This window comes from Paenibacillus methanolicus, assembly GCF_008124765.1.
GTDB lineage: Bacteria > Bacillota > Bacilli > Paenibacillales > Paenibacillaceae > Paenibacillus_Z > Paenibacillus_Z methanolicus.
The window spans coordinates 94,600-111,398 of the sequence record NZ_VNHS01000016.1 but is presented as its reverse complement, the minus strand read 5'-3'; the positions used below and the strand labels follow the sequence as shown (position 1 = coordinate 111,398).

The window sequence follows — 16,799 nt, the reverse complement described above, 5'->3', positions numbered from 1 at the left end:
AGACCCCTGGAAGACGACCAGGTTGATAGGTTCGAGGTGGAAGCGCAGCAATGCGTGCAGCTGACGAATACTAATCGGTCGAGGGCTTATCCTAACGTTTAAGTTCGCAAGAGCTTAAACAAAACACAGCTAAAGTGTTGAGTTTCGTATCCAGTTTTCAGGGTGTAACGGATAAAGATTTCTGACAAGTTCAGAAAAACTTTTGAACTTACAATAGCGTTTGGCGACGCTATTCACCTGGTGCATACCGCTTTCCCTGACGGTATGTAGGACAAGCAAGGGATTATGTGGCGGCGTAGCTCAGCTGGCTAGAGCATTCGGTTCATACCCGGAGGGTCGGGGGTTCGAGTCCCTCCGCCGCTACCATACTTTGGAGGTTTAGCTCAGCTGGGAGAGCATCTGCCTTACAAGCAGAGGGTCGGCGGTTCGATCCCGTCAACCTCCACCATATATAATGCGGAGCCGTGGTGTAGAGGCCTAACATGCCTGCCTGTCACGCAGGAGACCGCGGGTTCGAATCCCGTCGGCTCCGCCATTTATATAATTGCATACTTAATGTGGCTCGGTAGCTCAGTTGGTAGAGCAGAGGACTGAAAATCCTCGTGTCGGCGGTTCGATTCCGTCCCGAGCCACCATTTGTTTTTCTCTCGTGTTATGCATGGAGGATTAGCGAAGTGGCCAAACGCAGCAGACTGTAAATCTGTTCTCTGACGAGTTCGGTGGTTCGAATCCATCATCCTCCACCATTTCCTAACATGATGAGAGCCATTAGCTCAGTTGGTAGAGCACCTGACTTTTAATCAGGGTGTCGTAGGTTCGAGTCCTACATGGCTCACCATTTCGAACGTTCAACCTGTGGTCAATGACCACAGGTTTTTTTATTTTCTTATATATGTGTCCATTCCCGTAACAACCTGAATTGCATGGCAATGTATGGTACAATGTCCTAAAAACAAAGAGTACCATACTCGTGAATAGAGGTAGAGGATGAGCGAAGCGAACTGGATCGGGCAGCTGGAACAAATCCTTTTAAGGCCGATACGTCAATTCCAAACTGCGATACTCGCTTGGGCAGAACAAGTCTCGGTCACAGACTCTAGCAATAAATTTGTACAATTTACCCACAACGTTACGCGAGGCGATTGGATTCGGCTTGCAACGGGTGAATTGCAGGTCGTGATTTCAATTCATGATGAGCAAGTACAGGCCATAGAAGTAAGCGATGGGACCATGAGCGACACGGAAATTCGCTTGTTAGGCTGGTCACTTCAACACCTGAAGGCTCCCGAACAAAATGTGTTTTCGGGGTTGCCGGAAGGCGAACGAGTTGTGAGGGAACTAGGCAGTTGGATCGCCAATCAGTTGGATCACGGCAATCAGCCGCTGACGGTGCCGGATCGGCTTATCAGCCGAATCCGTCTTTACAGTACCATGATTCCGTTCTTGCTCGTCGCGGACCAGCTTGAACCTGGACAAGCCAGCTATGGTGATCTAGAGAAGCTCCTGCGGAGCTTTCTTTCGGAGGATATCCTCCTTATACCGCTGAAAGATCAGGAGTGGCTCATCCTTGGTCCGGTGTCGCTAATTCGAGAAGCCCAGAATGAAGATCGGCCAGATGAAGACGAAGAGTCGGTGGAAGATAGTCTCGCTTCCATTGCTTCCGGCTTGCATGATATGCTGGCAAGCGAGTGGCTGGGCGAGTCCCACTTGGCCGTTCTTCAACCGATACAACCTGCAAAGGATATCGTTTCGGCAGCGTCGCAGCTTAGAGAAACCGTTCATTTGGGACGCACGTTTCATGTCGGTTCGAATATCCATCTGCCTTGGCTGCTTCAACTGGAGTGGTTGCTCAGCGCGATCCCGGAGTTGCAGCGGCAGCGTTTTGTGGAGCAGGCGCTCAAACGGACGGACGTGTTTTTGGAACCGGAGATTTTATCGACGCTGGAAACGTTCTTCTCGCTCGATTGCAACGTAAGCGAGACGGCGAAGAAGCTATATATTCATCGTAATACGCTGTTATACCGCCTCGATAAGCTAAAGCAGGAGACCGAACTCGACGTGAGGCAGTTCCGTGACGCGGTGTTGGTGAAGATCGTGCTGCTATTGTATAAAGTGACGAAAAGGAATTAGTATTTTTGTAAAGTTTGTGCATAGTCACATCTGACCCTGTGAGATAAGATAGTTGTAGTGAAGAACAACTATCTGTTAGGGGGAAATACAAATGGCAGGTGTACGCTTAGAACATATTTACAAAAAATATGCTGGTTCGGACAACGCTTCGGTTAAAGACGTTAACCTTGATATCAAGGACAAGGAATTCCTCGTTCTTGTCGGTCCATCCGGCTGCGGTAAATCCACAACGCTGCGTATGATCGCAGGTCTTGAGGAGATTTCCGAAGGTAAATTGTTCATTGGCGACCGTCTCGTTAACGACGTAGCGCCGAAAGACCGCGACATCGCGATGGTATTCCAATCCTACGCCCTGTACCCGCACATGAACGTGTACCAGAACATGGCATTCGGCCTTAAACTTCGTAAATTCAAAAAAGCGGAAATCGACAAACGTGTTCGTGAAGCCGCTAAAATTCTCGATATTGAACACCTTCTTGAGCGTAAACCTAAAGCGCTTTCCGGCGGTCAACGCCAGCGTGTCGCCCTCGGCCGTGCAATTGTTCGTGAGCCGCAAGTATTCTTGATGGATGAGCCGCTTTCCAACTTGGACGCGAAACTTCGCGGTCAGATGCGCGCGGAAATCTCCAAACTGGCTAAACGTCTGGAAACGACCGTTATCTACGTAACGCATGACCAGATCGAAGCTATGACAATGGGTGATCGCATCGTCGTTATGAAAGACGGTATCATTCAGCAAGCGGCTTCGCCAGAAGAGCTGTACAACCATCCGGTTAACATCTTCGTTGCAGGCTTCATCGGATCGCCTACAATGAACTTCATCTCCGGTACGCTGACGGAGCAAGGCGGCGCTACTCGTTTCAAATCGAACGGCGTAGACGTTGTTGTTCCAGAAGGCAAAGCACAATTGCTGCGCGAGAAAGGCTACATTGGCAAAGAAATCATTCTGGGCGTTCGTCCGGAAGATATCCACGAAGAGCCAGTATTCCTGGAAGCTTCGCCGAACACGCATGTATCCGCTCACGTTGAAGTTTCCGAGAACCTCGGTCACGAAATGTACCTGTACCTGAACGGTCTGGGTACGGACACGGTTATCGCTCGCGTTGACGGCCGTTCCGGTCTGAAAGAAGGAACGACGGTTAAGCTTGCGCTTGACATGAACAAAGTTCACGTGTTCGACAAAACAACGGAACTGAACGTTTTTGAAAACTAAGCCGATCGGCTTGGGATAGAGAACAGCCACCCTCTACGGAGGGTGGCTGTTTGTATTTCGGAGAGCGGCTGACTTCAGATATCCCGGGAGAGCGGCTGTTTTCGGAAAGAGCTTGAGAGGCGAGCGGCGAAGTAAGGGTCGAAGTGAACTACGATAACGAAGCTGCGAAATCCAGCTACTATTTCGAAGACGTGAAAGGGAGTGACGGCGCGGCCCGTTAAGTGAGGTGGAATAGTAAGCTTGGCGGTTCGGCAAATGAACATAGTGTTCAGGATTTTATGTTACTGGTCAGGCATTTGGATGTACCACGCATGGGGCTGGAAGCGAACGGAAACGTTGCTTTCAACGCTTTTTTTCGTTACGATGAAGACATTGGTAAACGATACATAACACTGTGGGCAGGATGCAGCAGCTACTTGCGCGAGGAGGCCGACCAATGGCGAAGAAGGTGAAAGTGTCCGATCTTGTCCAGCAGTTTCAGCTTGAAATTGTGAGCGGAGAAGACGGATTACGCCGAAGCATTACGGTAGACGATTTGTATCGCCCGGGTTTGGAGATGGCCGGGTATTTTCACTATTTTCCGAGTGAACGGGTGCAGATTCTAGGAAAAACGGAGCTGGCGTTCATGGAGACGCTCAGCAGTGACGAACGGACCGATCGGATCGAGCGGCTCTGTCATGACGAGACGCCATGCTTCATCGTGACGCGCGGTTTGGAAGTGCCGGTCGAACTCGTGACGGAGTCGAACAAGAAGCAGATCCCGGTGCTGCGCAGTAATGTGGCGACCACGATTATTTCCAGCCGCATTACCAACTTCCTGGAACGCAAGCTGGCCCCGTCGGCAACGATACACGGCGTACTCGTCGATGTGTACGGCGTGGGGATGCTGATCACCGGCGGCAGCGGCATCGGCAAGAGCGAAACGGCGCTAGAGCTAGTGAAGCGGAGCCACCGTCTCGTCGCCGACGATGCGGTGGAAATTCGTCAGACGTCCGATGGACAGCTGCATGGCACAGCGCCGGAACTGATCCGACATCTCCTGGAGATTCGGGGCTTGGGCATCATCAACGTCATGACGCTGTTCGGCGCGGGCGCGGTCCGCAACAACAAACGGATTAGCGTCGTCATTCGGCTTGAGAACTGGCAGGCAGACAAGCAGTATGACCGGCTTGGATTGGATGAGGAAACCACGCGCATTATCGATACGGACGTACCAATCGTCACGGTCCCGGTTCGCCCAGGTCGCAACTTGGCGGTCATTATCGAGGTGGCCGCAATGAATTTCCGTCTGAAACGGATGGGGTACAATGCGGCTCTTCAATTTACGAATAAGCTGACGGAGACGATCGCGGACGATACGGACGATTTCGATTGATAAAGGAGCTAGGGAGCATGTTCACTCTTCAATTAAATTCGATTGCCTTCTCGTTAGGGCCGATCGACGTGCACTGGTACGGCATTATTTTAGGCACCGCGGCGCTAGTGGGACTGCTGTTGGCCGTGCAGGAGGGCAAACGGTTCGGGCTGTCGGCGGATTTCTTCATGGACTTGCTGCTCTTCGGCGTGCCATCGGCCATTATCGGGGCGCGGTTATACTATGTGGCGTTCAAGCTGGACGAATATAAGGACGATCCGCTGCAGATTTTTGCGGTATGGAACGGCGGTATCGCGATTTATGGGGCGTTAATCGGGGCCTTCCTTTGCGGCTATATATATTTCCGGATGAAAGGTTATAGCTTCTGGCGAATCGCCGATATTTGCGCGCCTTCGCTAATCGCGGGCCAAATGATCGGACGTTGGGGCAACTTCGTCAACCAGGAAGCATATGGCGGCGACGTGGAGGAGAGCTTCCTTCGCAATACGCTGCATTTGCCGGACTGGATCGTCAATCAAATGAACATTAACGGCGTGTTCCATCACCCTACGTTCTTATACGAGTCGCTCTGGAATCTGGTTGGCCTCGTCCTCTTGATGGTACTTCGCCGTCAGTCGTTCCTTCGCGCGGGCGAATTAGTGCTTTCGTATTTCATTTGGTACTCGATTGGCCGCTTCTTCGTAGAAGGGCTGCGTACCGATAGTCTTGCGTTCGAAGGGGCCAACTGGCTGGCATCGCTTATGAACGGGCTGTGGTCGCCGATGAACATCGTCTTCGAGCCAGGTTACCTGGATGCGGCATACGGCAACGTGCGCATTTCGCAGCTGATCTCGGTGTTGTTGATCGTAGCCGCGGTGATCCTCATCATCGTACGCCGCCGGAACGGCATGGCGAAGGATCGCTATCTCGACCCGATCATCAATTACAAAACCGGTCTTCCGGCCGGCAGCGCAGGAAATTCGGGCAGCACTTCCGCGCAAGCTCCGGGCACGGGCAGCGCCGATACGCAATCAAAGGAGCAATAAACGTATGACATCCGCAATTCAAACCGTACTTTATGATTTGGACGGCACGATTCTCGACACGAACGAGTTGATCATCGAATCGTTCCTGCATGCGCTGCAGGATGTTGTGCCTGCAAGCTTCGGGCGCGAGCAGATCATTCCGAGCATGGGACAGCCGCTAGTCAATCAGATGCAGCTATTCTCCAACCTGGAGGAAGTGTCGCATCTGATCTCCCGATACCGCGAATTCAATCTACGCCAACACGACGAGTTCGTGAAGCCGTTCCCTCACGTTGCGGAGGTCATGGCGCGCTTGCAGCAGCTCGGGTTGCAACAAGGGATCGTAACGACGAAGATCCGGTTAACGACGGAGAAAGGGCTGCGTTTCACCGGGATCTACGATTATTTGACGCCGGAGGCCATCGTGACGATCGACGACGTAGAGCAAGCGAAGCCGCATCCGGAGCCGATTCTCAAAGCGATCAAGGCGCTTGGCGCCGATCCGGAGACGACCATCATGTTGGGCGACAGCACGGTCGACATGATCGCGGCGGAGGCGGCCGGATGCATACCGGTCGGTGTGGCCTGGTCGCTGAAAGGCGAGGCGATTCTGCGGGAGAGCGGCGCGAAGCATATTATTCATGATATGCGGGATCTGTACGAGCTGCTCGGAATGGAGCGAGAGCCGATTGCGTAACGTCGAGCGCTATCCGGTTCAGGGCCCTAACGCGCTATGGCAGGTGTATCGGACGGTAAGCCGGGTGAAGGCGGTACGGAACTTTATTTTCATCCAAATTTCCCGGTACTGCCCCTCGTTGCCCGTGAAAAATTGGATTTATCGGCACGTGCTCGGGATGAAGGTGGGGCAGCATACGGCGTTCGCGCTCATGGTCATGGTCGACGTCTTCTTCCCCGAACGCATCCGCATCGGCGACAATTCGATTATCGGGTACAATACGACGATTTTGACGCACGAGTACTTGATTAGGGAGTATCGGCTCGGCGACGTGCACATCGGCTCGGGGGTCATGATCGGCGCGAACACAACGATCCTCCCGGGCGTGACGATCGGGGACGGCGCCGTCGTATCGGTAGGGTCCGTCGTGAATAAGGATGTGGCACCGGGCGATTTCGTCGGCGGCAATCCCATTCAAGTCATTCGCAAAATGGGCGAGAAGTAGAGCGGCCCTGGTGAAAGGCGGCGCGTTTCGGGTAAAGGACATAAAGGAGATGCAGCGGGGACAAATTAGGGAAGCACGATTATTTCCCGGTTTGACCAGCTGTACCGCGGTCTTCGCGCCTGCGGCCCCAGAGTTGGGAGGAAACCCGATGTCCAGAAACGAGAACGTGAACGAGCTGAACGTGCTGCGCGCCATCGCCATTCTTGGGGTGCTCGCCGTTCATGCCACATCCGCCTCAACCCTCAAGCTCGTCAAGCATGATTCGTTCGTGGTTTATAACATCATCAATACGCTGGCCTTATTCTGCGTGCCGGCTTTCGTCTTCCTGACGGGGTTCACGCTGTTTTACCATTACGGGCCTGAGAAGAAGATGCGAGCCGGCGATTGGGGCGCGTTTTATTTCCGCAAACTGCCCCAGCTGATTATCCCGTACGTAGTTTTCTCGGCTCTCTACCAACTGGCCAAGTATGCGATCGCGTCCGGCTGGACGTTCGACCTAGCCTTGCTAGCGCAATATGCCGGCAGATTCGGCGCGAATTTGCGCGACGGGACGGCGTATCCGCATTTGTATTATATTTTGGTCGCGATCCAGCTGTACGTGATGTTCCCGCTCTTCTATTACTGTGCGCGAAGGTGGCCGCGTATCGGTATTGGGCTGCTTGCGATAGGCTTCGCGATTCAATGGTTCTTCTTCGGCCTCCATCGGTTGGAGCTGCATCTGCCGAACAAAGGGACGTTCGCGTTTACGTATTTCGCGCCTTTTATGCTGGGGGCGTTCGCGGGGATGTATTATCCGCGCTTCAAGGCCTGGGTCGACCTGCGCGAAGGATGGCGGAAGACGGGATTCCGGATCGGGACGGCGCTGCTCTGGACGGTATGGACGACATCCGCGCTGACCTACATCGCGGTGTGGCACATTACGCGGATTAACAACAAAGCGATGCACCCGTTATGGTACGAGGCGGGATACAACGTGTTCACCTTTACGAGCGTGTTAGTCCTCCTGCAGATGATTTACGGTTGGGCGCGAAAAGGATGGAACGGCCGGACGTATCAAACGCTTGAGCTGATCGGCACGCTGTCGTTCGGGATTTATTTGATCCACCCGGGCATGCTGCTGCTATACCGCAAGCTGTCTCCCGGTATTCCGTTAACGGGGATCTATCATGCGTGGATTGCGGGCGGGTTCATTTTCGCATTAATGGGATCCGTTGTAGTCCTCTTGCTAGCATATCGATTCATACCCGGAGCGTCCGTCATGCTTGGCAAAGTGCCGAAGAAATTGGTCGGCAGACGTTATCCGTCGCCGGCGTCGATCCAAGCGGAGCCGACTCTGGCTGAACGGAACCGCGGCAGAATCGAGGCGTCCAATCCGGAAGCGAACAGGGCTTGAGGCCCCGTTCGCTTTTTTGTTTTGCGAGGGAAACCGCGGCAGGCTGAGGAACGGCAGCGCAAGGGGAATGCCCATGACCTTATGAAGCCGTAGGGATCTCGGCGAACGACGATGCGTCCCTCGAGGAGCGGTTTGTAAGGCCTGGTGCGTGTGGAGATTGAAGCGGCTGTAGGGAGGGAAAGCGGCAGCGGGAGTGACGCCGAGAGCGGTTTCGAATGAGGCTAGCTGTAGGCGACCGCGCTGCTGGGTAATCTTGACGAATGATGTGAGGCATGATACGATATCGACTAATCCTTTATTTTGGTATCATGGTAACATGGTAGTACATTAACTCGTTAAAGTGATGGTGATAGAGAAATGGCGAAACCGAAAGTGTTCGAGAAGCCGATCGGCGTGAAAGATTATTTGCCGCATGCGGTCGCGCGTCTGCGCCAGATCGAACATCAAGCCCTTGCCTGCATGGCTTCGTGGGGCTATGAACAAATAATGACGCCTACGATGGAATATTACGATACGGTCGGGGTTGCGAGCGCAACGTCCGACGAGAAACTGTTCAAGCTGTTGAATAAGCGGGGAACGACATTGGTGCTGCGTTCGGATATGACGGCGCCGATCGCGCGCGTCGTGGCATCGCTGCTGAAGGACGCGGCATTCCCGCTGCGCTTGTCTTATCATGCGAACGTCTTTCGTTCGATCGAAGAAGAGTCCGGCCGCGAGGCGGAATTCTATCAGACCGGCGTAGAGTTGGTCGGCGATCCTTCGCCGGAGGCGGACGCCGAGGTCGTGGCGCTGGCGATCGCATCGCTGCGCGCGGCCGGGGTAGACCGGTTCAAGATCGCGATCGGCCATGTCGGGTTCTTGAACGGCTTGTTCGAGGAGACGCTCCAGGGTCGGTTAGAGGAGCAGGAGGAACTGAAGGCCTGCCTGCTCGGCCGCGATTACGTCGGCTATCGTGAAAAGGTCAAGTCGCTGCAGCTCTCAGAGCCTGTCCAGCGCGTGCTTGAAGGGATCCTTCGCCTGCGCGGCGGGCAGGAGATCTGCGATCAGGCGCGCGTCGTGAGCGCGAATACGACGGCGCAGGCATCCATCTCTCATCTGTGCGAGATGTGGGATGCGCTCAAGGCGTATGGCGTCAGCGACTATGTGCTGATTGATCTGACGATGATCGGCGATTTCTCCTATTACACGGGCATGACGTTCGAAGGCTATGCGGCGGACCTAGGCTTCCCGGTTGTCAGCGGCGGCCGATACGACAATCTACTAACGCAATTCGGCCGTTCGGCGCCGGCTACCGGCTTCGCGCTGAAGACGACTCGTATTCTGGAGCTCATCGGCGATCGCGACGAAGCGGAGGCCGATCGGGTGCTCATCGGATACGATGGCGGGGGCCGGGACGAGGCGATTGCGGAAGCGCTGCGTCTTCGCGAGCAGGGAGCGATCGTGGTGACGGAGAAAATGACGGCGGATCGGGCGGCTGACCTGCACGCGTCGCTTGATCGATATGCCCTGCAGGGCGCGGTATTCAACATATTCAAGTCTTATGTCGGAGGAGGCGTGGCGCGATGAGCCAGACGAATGACCAAACCGGTAGCGATCTTCTCATGGTCGCCATGCCGAAAGGCCGTATCTATAAGCAAGTTATCAGGCTGTTCCAAGAAGCGGGGCTATCGATTCCTGATCTCGAGGAGACGCGCAAGCTCGTCATCGAGGTACCGGAAGCGGGCATGTCCTTTATTATGGTCAAGCCCGTGGACGTGCCGACCTTCGTCGAGTATGGCGTTGCGGACATCGGCATCGTCGGCAAAGACGTGCTCATGGAAGAGAACAAGGATGTCTACGAGCTGTTGGATCTTGGGATCGCCAAATGCCGCATGTCGGTGATCGGTCTTCCAAACTGGAAGCCGACGATTCAGCCTCGCGTCGCGACGAAATATCCGAATGTCGCATCGCAATATTTCCGGGAGCAAGGCCAGCAGGTCGAGGTCATTAAGCTGAACGGATCGATCGAGCTTGCGCCGCTGATCGGGCTTGCCGACCGGATCGTCGATATGGTTGAAACGGGTCAGACGCTGCGGGAGAACGGATTGGTGGAGATGGAGCAGATTTTCGGCATCACGAGTCGCCTCATTGCCAACCGCGTCAGCTATCGGATGAAGAACGAGGCCATACAAGGTTTGTGCGACCGGCTGCAGACGGTAATTAGCAGCGCGGCCGGCGTGTAAGCTGATTAAATGACCGCGGAGACACGGCAACTATACAACTGTAGCAGTTGGCTGCCGCATCTTAAGCTATAATGGAATACGAGATAATAGATTCTTGGGCGGGATGACACCCTGCCTTTCACTATACTCCCGGCATGGTTGGGAGCTGGAAGGGGAGAAGCGCATGCGAGTGCTGCGCGCAGAACAGTTCGGGTTGACCCGCGAAGTCGAATACGGGACGCCGGAACAGAACGAGGCGGTTCGCCAGATCGTGGAGAGCGTACGGACGGAAGGCGACGCGGCGCTGCTGGCGTTCACGGAGAAGTTCGACGGTGTTCGGTTAGAAGCCGCAGGGCTGAGAGTGACGGCGGAAGAGATCGAGCAGGCATATGGCAAGGTGGAGGCGCCTTTCTTGGAGGCGATCCGCGAGGCTGCGGCCAATATCCGCGCTTTCCATGAGAAGCAGCTGCGGCAATCCTGGGTCGATGTACAGCCGGATGGGACGATGCTCGGCCAAATATTGCGCCCGCTGAAGCGCGTCGGCGTGTACGTGCCCGGCGGCAAGGCGGCGTACCCGTCTTCGGTGCTCATGAACGTCATCCCGGCGCAAGTGGCGGGCGTGCCGGAGATCGTCATGGTCACCCCTCCGGCCACGGGCGGCAGAGCCGGCATCGATCCGTACATCCTCGTCGCGGCCGCGGAGGCCGGCGTGAAGGAGCTCTATCGCGTCGGCGGCGCGCAGGCGGTCGCGGCGCTGGCTTATGGCACGAATACGATCGCGCCGGTCGATAAAATTTGCGGACCGGGCAACATCTATGTGGCGCTGGCGAAGCGGGCCGTATTCGGCGCGGTGGACATCGACAGCATCGCGGGCCCGAGCGAAATCGTCGTCCTCGCGGACGATACGGCCGATGCGGCTTACGTTGCGGCAGATCTGCTCTCGCAAGCCGAGCACGACGAGATGGCGTCCGCTATTCTGGTAACGACCTCGCCTAAGCTGGGCGAAGCGGTGGCGTCGGAAGTGGAGCGGCAGCTTGCCACGCTACCGAAAGCGGACATCGCCCGCAAGTCCATCGACGCGAACGGCGCGATCCTGCTGGCGGAGACGATGGAAGAGGCGCTCGCGGCGGTCAATCGGATGGCGCCGGAGCATTTGGAAGTGATGGTCGCCGAGCCGATGGGACTGCTGGGGCGCATCGAGAACGCGGGCGCGATTTTCCTGGGGCCGTACAGCTCGGAGCCGGTGGGGGACTACTTCGCGGGCCCGAACCACATCTTGCCTACGAACGGGACGGCGCGGTTCTCGTCGCCGGTGAACGTGGACGATTTTCTGAAGAAATCGAGCTTGATCTACTATAGCAAGGACGCGCTGCTCAAGAACGGCGAGAAAATCATGACGCTTGCCCGCCATGAGGGATTGGAAGCGCACGCGCGCGCGATCGGCATCCGGCTGGAGCGGGAAGGCGAACAGTAAACGAAGGAAAGCAGGGGGACTTTAGATGGCGGAGAACGCGATTCGCGCGGCCGAAGTGGCGCGCAAGACGAACGAGACGGATATTAAGCTGGCCTTCGCGATTGACGGCAGCGGCACGGCGAAGATCGAGACGGACGTTCCGTTTCTGAACCATATGCTCGACCTGTTCACGAAGCACGGCCAGTTCGACCTGACGGTCGACGGACGCGGAGACGTGGACATCGACGATCACCACACGGTCGAAGACATCGGCATCTGCCTCGGTCAGACGATTCAACAGGCGCTCGGCGACAAGCGCGGCATCAAGCGGTATGCCTCCGTATTCGTGCCGATGGACGAGGCGCTGGCGCAGGTCGTGATCGACCTGTCGAACCGTCCGCATTTCGAATACCGGGCGCAGTATCCGTCCCAACAAGTCGGCTCCTTCCAAGTCGAGCTCGTGCACGAGTTTCTGTGGAAGCTGGCGCTGGAAGCGCGGATGACGCTGCACGTGATCGTACATTACGGACAGAACACCCACCATATGATCGAAGCGGTGTTCAAAGCGCTCGGACGCGCCTTGGACGAAGCGACGAGCATCGATCCGCGCGTGCAAGGAGTGCCTTCGACGAAAGGGGTGCTGTAGGATGATCGCCATCATCGATTACGGCATGGGCAACTTGCACAGCGTCAGCAAGGCGGTCGAGCGGCTCGGCTTCGAAGCTGTCGTGACCGATGACGAGGCGGTGATCATGAGCGCGGAGGGCGCGATTCTGCCGGGCGTCGGCGCGTTCGGCGACGCGATGGAGAACCTGCGCGAGACGGGGCTGGACGGCGCCGCCAAGCGGTATGCGGCCTCCGGCAAGCCGCTGCTCGGCATCTGCTTAGGGATGCAGCTGCTGTTCGAGCAGAGCGAAGAACACGGACTGAACGACGGCTTGGCGCTGCTGTCGGGCAAGGTGGTACGCTTCCAAGGGGATTACAAGGTGCCGCACATGGGTTGGAACAAACTGAGTTTCGGTCAAGAATGCCCGCTCTTCTCCGGATTGTCCGAGGGTCATGTCTACTTCGTGCACTCCTATCACGCGAAGCCCGCCCGGCAGGCGGATTTGTTGGCGACGACCGACTACTATCAGCCGGTCCCGGCGATCGTCGGCAGCGGCAACGTGTACGGCATGCAGTTCCACCCGGAGAAAAGCGGCGAGCTCGGCATGCAGCTGCTGCGGAATTTCTTGACCCTGACGGGCGCGGAACCGACGCGGCGCGCGGCCGAATAAGAATTGGAGCGCCGGGAGCGGGACTCCCGCGCAGATGATTGGATGGAAGAGGAGGCGGCGTTATGCTGGCCAAACGGATTATTCCCTGTCTGGACGTGAAGGACGGGCGCGTCGTCAAAGGCGTGAATTTCGTGAACTTGCGCGATGCGGGCGACCCGGTGGAGCTTGCGGCGATCTATGATAAAGAGGGCGCGGACGAACTCGTTTTCCTCGATATATCGGCCTCCCACGAAGGACGGGCGACGATGATCGAAGTCGTGCGCAAGACGGCGGGCGAGATTACGATTCCGTTCACCGTGGGCGGGGGCATCGCTCATGTCGACGACATGAAGCGGCTGCTGCGCGCCGGAGCGGACAAGATCGGCATTAACACCGCGGCCGTGGTGAACCCGCAGCTCGTGGAGGACGGCGCGCGCAAATTCGGTTCGCAGTGCATCGTAGTCGCGATCGACGCGAAGTTCAACCCCGAATGGGGCGAATGGGAAGTGTACACCCACGGCGGACGCAAAACGACCGGCATTCGGGCGTTGGAGTGGGTGAAACGGGTCGAGCAGCTCGGGGCGGGGGAGATCCTGCTCACGAGCATGGACGCGGACGGCACGAAGGACGGCTTCGACGTGAAGCTGACGCGGGCGGTGTCCGATCTGGTCGGCATTCCCGTCATCGCGTCGGGCGGCGCGGGGCGCGCGGAGCATTTTGCCGACGTGTTCGAAGCGGGACGGGCGGATGCCGGGCTTGCGGCGACCATTTTCCACTACAAAGAATTGACGATCGCAGACGTGAAGAACGACCTGCGCAGCAAAGGAGTCGAGGTGCGATGAGCCACAACGAAAGCGCCGCGCTGGCGGAACGCATCAAATGGGACGAGAGCGGTCTCGTGCCGACGATCGTGCAGGATTACAGCAGCAAAGAAGTGCTCATGCTCGCCTATATGAACCGGGATTCGCTTGCGAAGTCGCTCGAGACCGGATCGACGTGGTTCTGGAGCCGCTCCCGCGGCGAGCTGTGGAATAAAGGCGCGACCAGCGGCCACACGCAGCGCATTGTCTCCATGCACTACGATTGCGACGGCGATACGGTGCTGGTTCGCGTCGAGCAGCAGGGACCTGCTTGCCATACCGGCAAGTACAGCTGCTTCTTCAATGATGTCGAAGGTTTCGCGCGCCAAGACGCGGAGGGACAAGCGGCGGAAGGATCGGCGGATCGATTCGCGATGCTGAGCCAGCTAGAGAGCGTTATCGCCTCCCGCCATGCGGAACGTCCGGAAGGCGCATATACGACGTATTTGTTCGATAAGGGCGTTGACAAGATCCTCAAGAAAATCGGGGAGGAAGCCGGCGAAGTGATTATCGCGGCCAAGAACAACGACAATACCGAGCTTCGCTACGAAGCGAGCGACCTGCTCTTCCACCTGATGGTGCTGCTGCGCGAGCGCGGCCTACCGCTGGACGACCTCATGTACGAGCTCGGACGCCGCTACAACAAACCGAAATCGGCTTATCAGCTTAGCGAATAAGACGTAAACACCGAAGCCGAGCCCGCAGGATGCGGAAGCTCGGTTTCGTGCTGCACGGCTTGCAACAGTAGCGAAAGGGGCGCACGACGAACATGAACATCGATTACCATACGCACCACGTCCGCTGCGGACACGCGGTCGGCACGCTGGAGGAGTACGTCAAGCGCGGCATCGAGATCGGGCTGGATCAGCTCGGCCTGTCCGACCATATGCCGCTGCTGCACGTCGACCCGGCGACATACTACCCGGAGATGGCCATGCCGATGGAGGAGCTGCCTCGTTACGTCGAAGAAGCTTTCAACCTCAAGGCCAAGTATAAGGATCAGATCGACGTACGCGTCGGCTTGGAAGGCGATTACATCGAAGGCTGCGAGGAGCAGATCGAACGTATTGTCCGCGCCTATCCATGGGATTACGTCATCGGATCCGTCCATTTTCTCGGCACCTGGGATATTTCCGACTTCCGGCAGACGCATGAATGGGACGGTCGCGACCGGATGGCGGTGTACGCGCAGTACTACGACGCCGTGCGAAAAGCATGCGCGACCGGGTTCTATGATTATATCGGCCATATCGACGTCATCAAGCGATTCGGCTTCAAGCCGGAAGGCGACGTGACGCCGATGGAGGACGCCGCGCTGGAAGCGGTCCGCGCGAACGGGCTTGCGATCGAGCTGAACGCGTCGGGACTTCGGATGCCCGTTGCCGAGATGTTCCCGAGCCGCAGAATGCTGTCGAAAGCGTTAGAATTGGGGATTCCGCTCACGATTGGCTCCGATGCGCATCAGCCCGAGCGGCTTGGGCAATATTTAGAAGAAGCCCGCGCGCTCCTGCGAGAAGTCGGATTCACGCAGCTGGCTACGTTCGAGGGACGCAAACGCGCCATGATTGATTTTTGAATTATTTTTAAAGTTATGTATAATGGAAGTTGTCGAAACAAGCTTCGTTATGCAAATTTAGTGGTCTAATCGCTCAGGAGGGTATCATGTTTAGCGACAAGGTGCGTATTTTTTCGGGTTCTTCGAACCCGAAGCTTGCCGAGCAGATCAGCGCCGAACTCGGCCTGCCGCTTGGCAAAATTAAAGTGTCCCGTTTCAAAAGCGGCGAGATCTACGTCCACTACGAGGAGACGATCCGGAACTGCGACGTCTTCCTGGTGCAGTCGTTCTCGCATCCGATCAACGATCATTTCGTCGAACTGCTCGTCATGATTGACGCCGCGAAACGCGCATCCGCGCGCACGGTGAACATTGTCGTTCCGTACTACGGTTACGCGCGTCAGGAGCGGAAAGCCGCGCCGCGCGAGCCGATTTCGGCGAAAATGCTGGCAGATGTACTTAGCACGGTCGGCGCGACTCGCGTCGTGACGATCGATCTGCACGCGCCGGCGATCCAAGGGTTCTTCAACATTCCGGTCGACCATCTGACCGGCCTGGATTTGATCAGCGACTATTTGAAATCGAAAGACATTCCGAATCCGATCGTGGTTTCTCCGGACGCGGGACGCGCTTCCACGGCCGAGAAACTCGCCAACTATCTTGACGCACCGTTCGCGATCATGATCAAGAAGCGTCCGGCTCATAATGAATCGGTTATCACTCACGTCATCGGAGACGTCGAAGGGCAGACGCCGATCATTATCGAGGACCTGATCGATACGGGCACGACCATTGTCAACGTCGTTGAAGGACTGAAGGAACGCGGGGCGCATGACGTCTACGTATGCGCGACGCATCCGCTCTTCTCCGGCCCTGCCTTGCAGCGATTGGACCACCCGAATATTAAAGAAGTCGTCGTAACCGACTCGATCGCGCTTCCGGATAACCGTTCCGACCGGTTCAAGGTGCTCTCCGTAGCGCCGATTCTGGCCGAGACGGTCCGGATCATCATCGAAGGCGGTTCGATCAGCACATTGTTCAAAAACGCGGGCATCTAGGCGGATCTCGCTATCAGTACGATAATTGAATCGCGGACGAACCACAGGCAAAGGCGGCAGATTTCCCGCACAGCCCTCCCACCAAAGACCGCGCGCGAGGCGCGTTCGAACCGGTGGCGG

The 16,799-nt window shown here is 56.6% G+C and carries 16 protein-coding genes, 6 tRNA genes and 1 rRNA gene; all 23 read left to right on the top strand.

The features are described from left to right. Positions 1–94, top strand: a 23S ribosomal RNA gene (locus tag BCM02_RS32165); the annotation flags it as partial. A 195-nt stretch (positions 95–289) separates the two neighbouring features. Then, positions 290–366 (top strand) — tRNA-Met (locus BCM02_RS32160). Positions 367–372: 6 nt separating this feature from the next. After that, positions 373–448: transfer RNA gene (locus BCM02_RS32155), tRNA-Val, on the top strand. A 10-nt stretch (positions 449–458) separates the two neighbouring features. Further along, positions 459–535: transfer RNA gene (locus BCM02_RS32150), tRNA-Asp, on the top strand. A gap of 24 nt (positions 536–559) precedes the next feature. Further along, a tRNA-Phe gene (locus tag BCM02_RS32145) sits at positions 560–635 on the top strand. A gap of 25 nt (positions 636–660) precedes the next feature. Further along, a tRNA-Tyr gene (locus tag BCM02_RS32140) sits at positions 661–746 on the top strand. Between the two features lie 16 nt (positions 747–762). Continuing rightward, positions 763–838 (top strand) — tRNA-Lys (locus BCM02_RS32135). Between the two features lie 149 nt (positions 839–987). Beyond that, a complete protein-coding gene (locus BCM02_RS32130; RefSeq protein WP_148933223.1) occupies positions 988–2,130 on the top strand; it encodes a PucR family transcriptional regulator in 1,143 nt (380 codons plus the stop codon). Between the two features lie 91 nt (positions 2,131–2,221). Next, positions 2,222–3,343 (top strand): ABC transporter ATP-binding protein, encoded by a 1,122-nt coding sequence (locus tag BCM02_RS32125; RefSeq protein WP_148933222.1) that lies wholly within the window; start codon positions 2,222–2,224, stop codon positions 3,341–3,343. A gap of 436 nt (positions 3,344–3,779) precedes the next feature. Next, positions 3,780–4,718 (top strand): HPr(Ser) kinase/phosphatase, encoded by a 939-nt coding sequence (gene hprK, locus BCM02_RS32120; RefSeq protein ID WP_148933221.1) that lies wholly within the window; start codon positions 3,780–3,782, stop codon positions 4,716–4,718. Between the two features lie 17 nt (positions 4,719–4,735). After that, the gene (gene lgt, locus BCM02_RS32115) at positions 4,736–5,743 is read left to right on the top strand and encodes a prolipoprotein diacylglyceryl transferase (RefSeq protein ID WP_148933220.1); all 1,008 of its coding nucleotides are present in this window, start codon (positions 4,736–4,738) and stop codon (positions 5,741–5,743) included. 4 nt (positions 5,744–5,747) lie between these two features. Continuing rightward, on the top strand, positions 5,748–6,419 hold the full coding sequence (gene ppaX / locus BCM02_RS32110) for a pyrophosphatase PpaX (protein ID WP_148933219.1): 672 nt from the start codon (positions 5,748–5,750) through the stop codon (positions 6,417–6,419). After that, positions 6,412–6,903: an acyltransferase gene (locus BCM02_RS32105; RefSeq protein ID WP_148933218.1), complete on the top strand. Its 492-nt coding sequence runs from the start codon at positions 6,412–6,414 to the stop codon at positions 6,901–6,903. Before ppaX ends, BCM02_RS32105 begins: the two co-directional genes overlap by 8 nt. 148 nt (positions 6,904–7,051) lie before the next feature. Further along, positions 7,052–8,296: an acyltransferase gene (locus tag BCM02_RS32100; RefSeq protein ID WP_187434523.1), complete on the top strand. Its 1,245-nt coding sequence runs from the start codon at positions 7,052–7,054 to the stop codon at positions 8,294–8,296. A gap of 357 nt (positions 8,297–8,653) precedes the next feature. Continuing rightward, entirely contained in the window at positions 8,654–9,862 is a 1,209-nt protein-coding gene (locus BCM02_RS32095; protein ID WP_148933216.1) for an ATP phosphoribosyltransferase regulatory subunit, read from the top strand. Continuing rightward, positions 9,859–10,518: an ATP phosphoribosyltransferase gene (gene hisG, locus BCM02_RS32090; RefSeq protein WP_148933215.1), complete on the top strand. Its 660-nt coding sequence runs from the start codon at positions 9,859–9,861 to the stop codon at positions 10,516–10,518. Before BCM02_RS32095 ends, hisG begins: the two co-directional genes overlap by 4 nt. Before the next feature lie 163 nt (positions 10,519–10,681). After that, positions 10,682–11,971: a histidinol dehydrogenase gene (gene hisD / locus BCM02_RS32085; RefSeq protein WP_148933214.1), complete on the top strand. Its 1,290-nt coding sequence runs from the start codon at positions 10,682–10,684 to the stop codon at positions 11,969–11,971. 25 nt (positions 11,972–11,996) lie between these two features. Beyond that, positions 11,997–12,596, top strand: a complete 600-nt coding sequence (gene hisB, locus BCM02_RS32080) for an imidazoleglycerol-phosphate dehydratase HisB (protein ID WP_148933213.1) — start codon at positions 11,997–11,999, stop codon at positions 12,594–12,596. 1 nt (position 12,597) lies between these two features. Next, positions 12,598–13,227: an imidazole glycerol phosphate synthase subunit HisH gene (hisH, locus tag BCM02_RS32075; protein WP_148933212.1), complete on the top strand. Its 630-nt coding sequence runs from the start codon at positions 12,598–12,600 to the stop codon at positions 13,225–13,227. A 62-nt stretch (positions 13,228–13,289) separates the two neighbouring features. Further along, the gene (hisF, locus tag BCM02_RS32070; RefSeq protein ID WP_148933211.1) at positions 13,290–14,048 is read left to right on the top strand and encodes an imidazole glycerol phosphate synthase subunit HisF; all 759 of its coding nucleotides are present in this window, start codon (positions 13,290–13,292) and stop codon (positions 14,046–14,048) included. Further along, on the top strand, positions 14,045–14,743 hold the full coding sequence (gene hisIE / locus BCM02_RS32065) for a bifunctional phosphoribosyl-AMP cyclohydrolase/phosphoribosyl-ATP diphosphatase HisIE (RefSeq protein WP_148933210.1): 699 nt from the start codon (positions 14,045–14,047) through the stop codon (positions 14,741–14,743). Before hisF ends, hisIE begins: the two co-directional genes overlap by 4 nt. Before the next feature lie 92 nt (positions 14,744–14,835). Continuing rightward, positions 14,836–15,642: a histidinol-phosphatase HisJ gene (hisJ, locus tag BCM02_RS32060; RefSeq protein WP_148933209.1), complete on the top strand. Its 807-nt coding sequence runs from the start codon at positions 14,836–14,838 to the stop codon at positions 15,640–15,642. An 86-nt stretch (positions 15,643–15,728) separates the two neighbouring features. Continuing rightward, a complete protein-coding gene (locus BCM02_RS32055) occupies positions 15,729–16,679 on the top strand; it encodes a ribose-phosphate diphosphokinase (RefSeq protein WP_148933208.1) in 951 nt (316 codons plus the stop codon). Positions 16,680–16,799 lie beyond the last annotated feature (120 nt).

Bases quoted from the DNA above. Each gene is read 5' to 3' on its own strand.
- BCM02_RS32130 (WP_148933223.1), top strand. From the start codon at position 988: ATGAGCGAAGCGAACTGGATCGGGCAGCTGGAACAAATCCTTTTAAGG.
- BCM02_RS32125 (WP_148933222.1), top strand. From the start codon at position 2,222: ATGGCAGGTGTACGCTTAGAACATATTTACAAAAAATATGCTGGTTCG.
- hprK (WP_148933221.1), top strand. From the start codon at position 3,780: ATGGCGAAGAAGGTGAAAGTGTCCGATCTTGTCCAGCAGTTTCAGCTT.
- lgt (WP_148933220.1), top strand. From the start codon at position 4,736: ATGTTCACTCTTCAATTAAATTCGATTGCCTTCTCGTTAGGGCCGATC.
- ppaX (WP_148933219.1), top strand. From the start codon at position 5,748: ATGACATCCGCAATTCAAACCGTACTTTATGATTTGGACGGCACGATT.
- BCM02_RS32100 (WP_187434523.1), top strand. From the start codon at position 7,052: ATGTCCAGAAACGAGAACGTGAACGAGCTGAACGTGCTGCGCGCCATC.
- BCM02_RS32095 (WP_148933216.1), top strand. From the start codon at position 8,654: ATGGCGAAACCGAAAGTGTTCGAGAAGCCGATCGGCGTGAAAGATTAT.
- hisG (WP_148933215.1), top strand. From the start codon at position 9,859: ATGAGCCAGACGAATGACCAAACCGGTAGCGATCTTCTCATGGTCGCC.
- hisD (WP_148933214.1), top strand. From the start codon at position 10,682: ATGCGAGTGCTGCGCGCAGAACAGTTCGGGTTGACCCGCGAAGTCGAA.
- hisB (WP_148933213.1), top strand. From the start codon at position 11,997: ATGGCGGAGAACGCGATTCGCGCGGCCGAAGTGGCGCGCAAGACGAAC.
- hisH (WP_148933212.1), top strand. From the start codon at position 12,598: ATGATCGCCATCATCGATTACGGCATGGGCAACTTGCACAGCGTCAGC.
- hisF (WP_148933211.1), top strand. From the start codon at position 13,290: ATGCTGGCCAAACGGATTATTCCCTGTCTGGACGTGAAGGACGGGCGC.
- hisIE (WP_148933210.1), top strand. From the start codon at position 14,045: ATGAGCCACAACGAAAGCGCCGCGCTGGCGGAACGCATCAAATGGGAC.
- hisJ (WP_148933209.1), top strand. From the start codon at position 14,836: ATGAACATCGATTACCATACGCACCACGTCCGCTGCGGACACGCGGTC.
- BCM02_RS32055 (WP_148933208.1), top strand. From the start codon at position 15,729: ATGTTTAGCGACAAGGTGCGTATTTTTTCGGGTTCTTCGAACCCGAAG.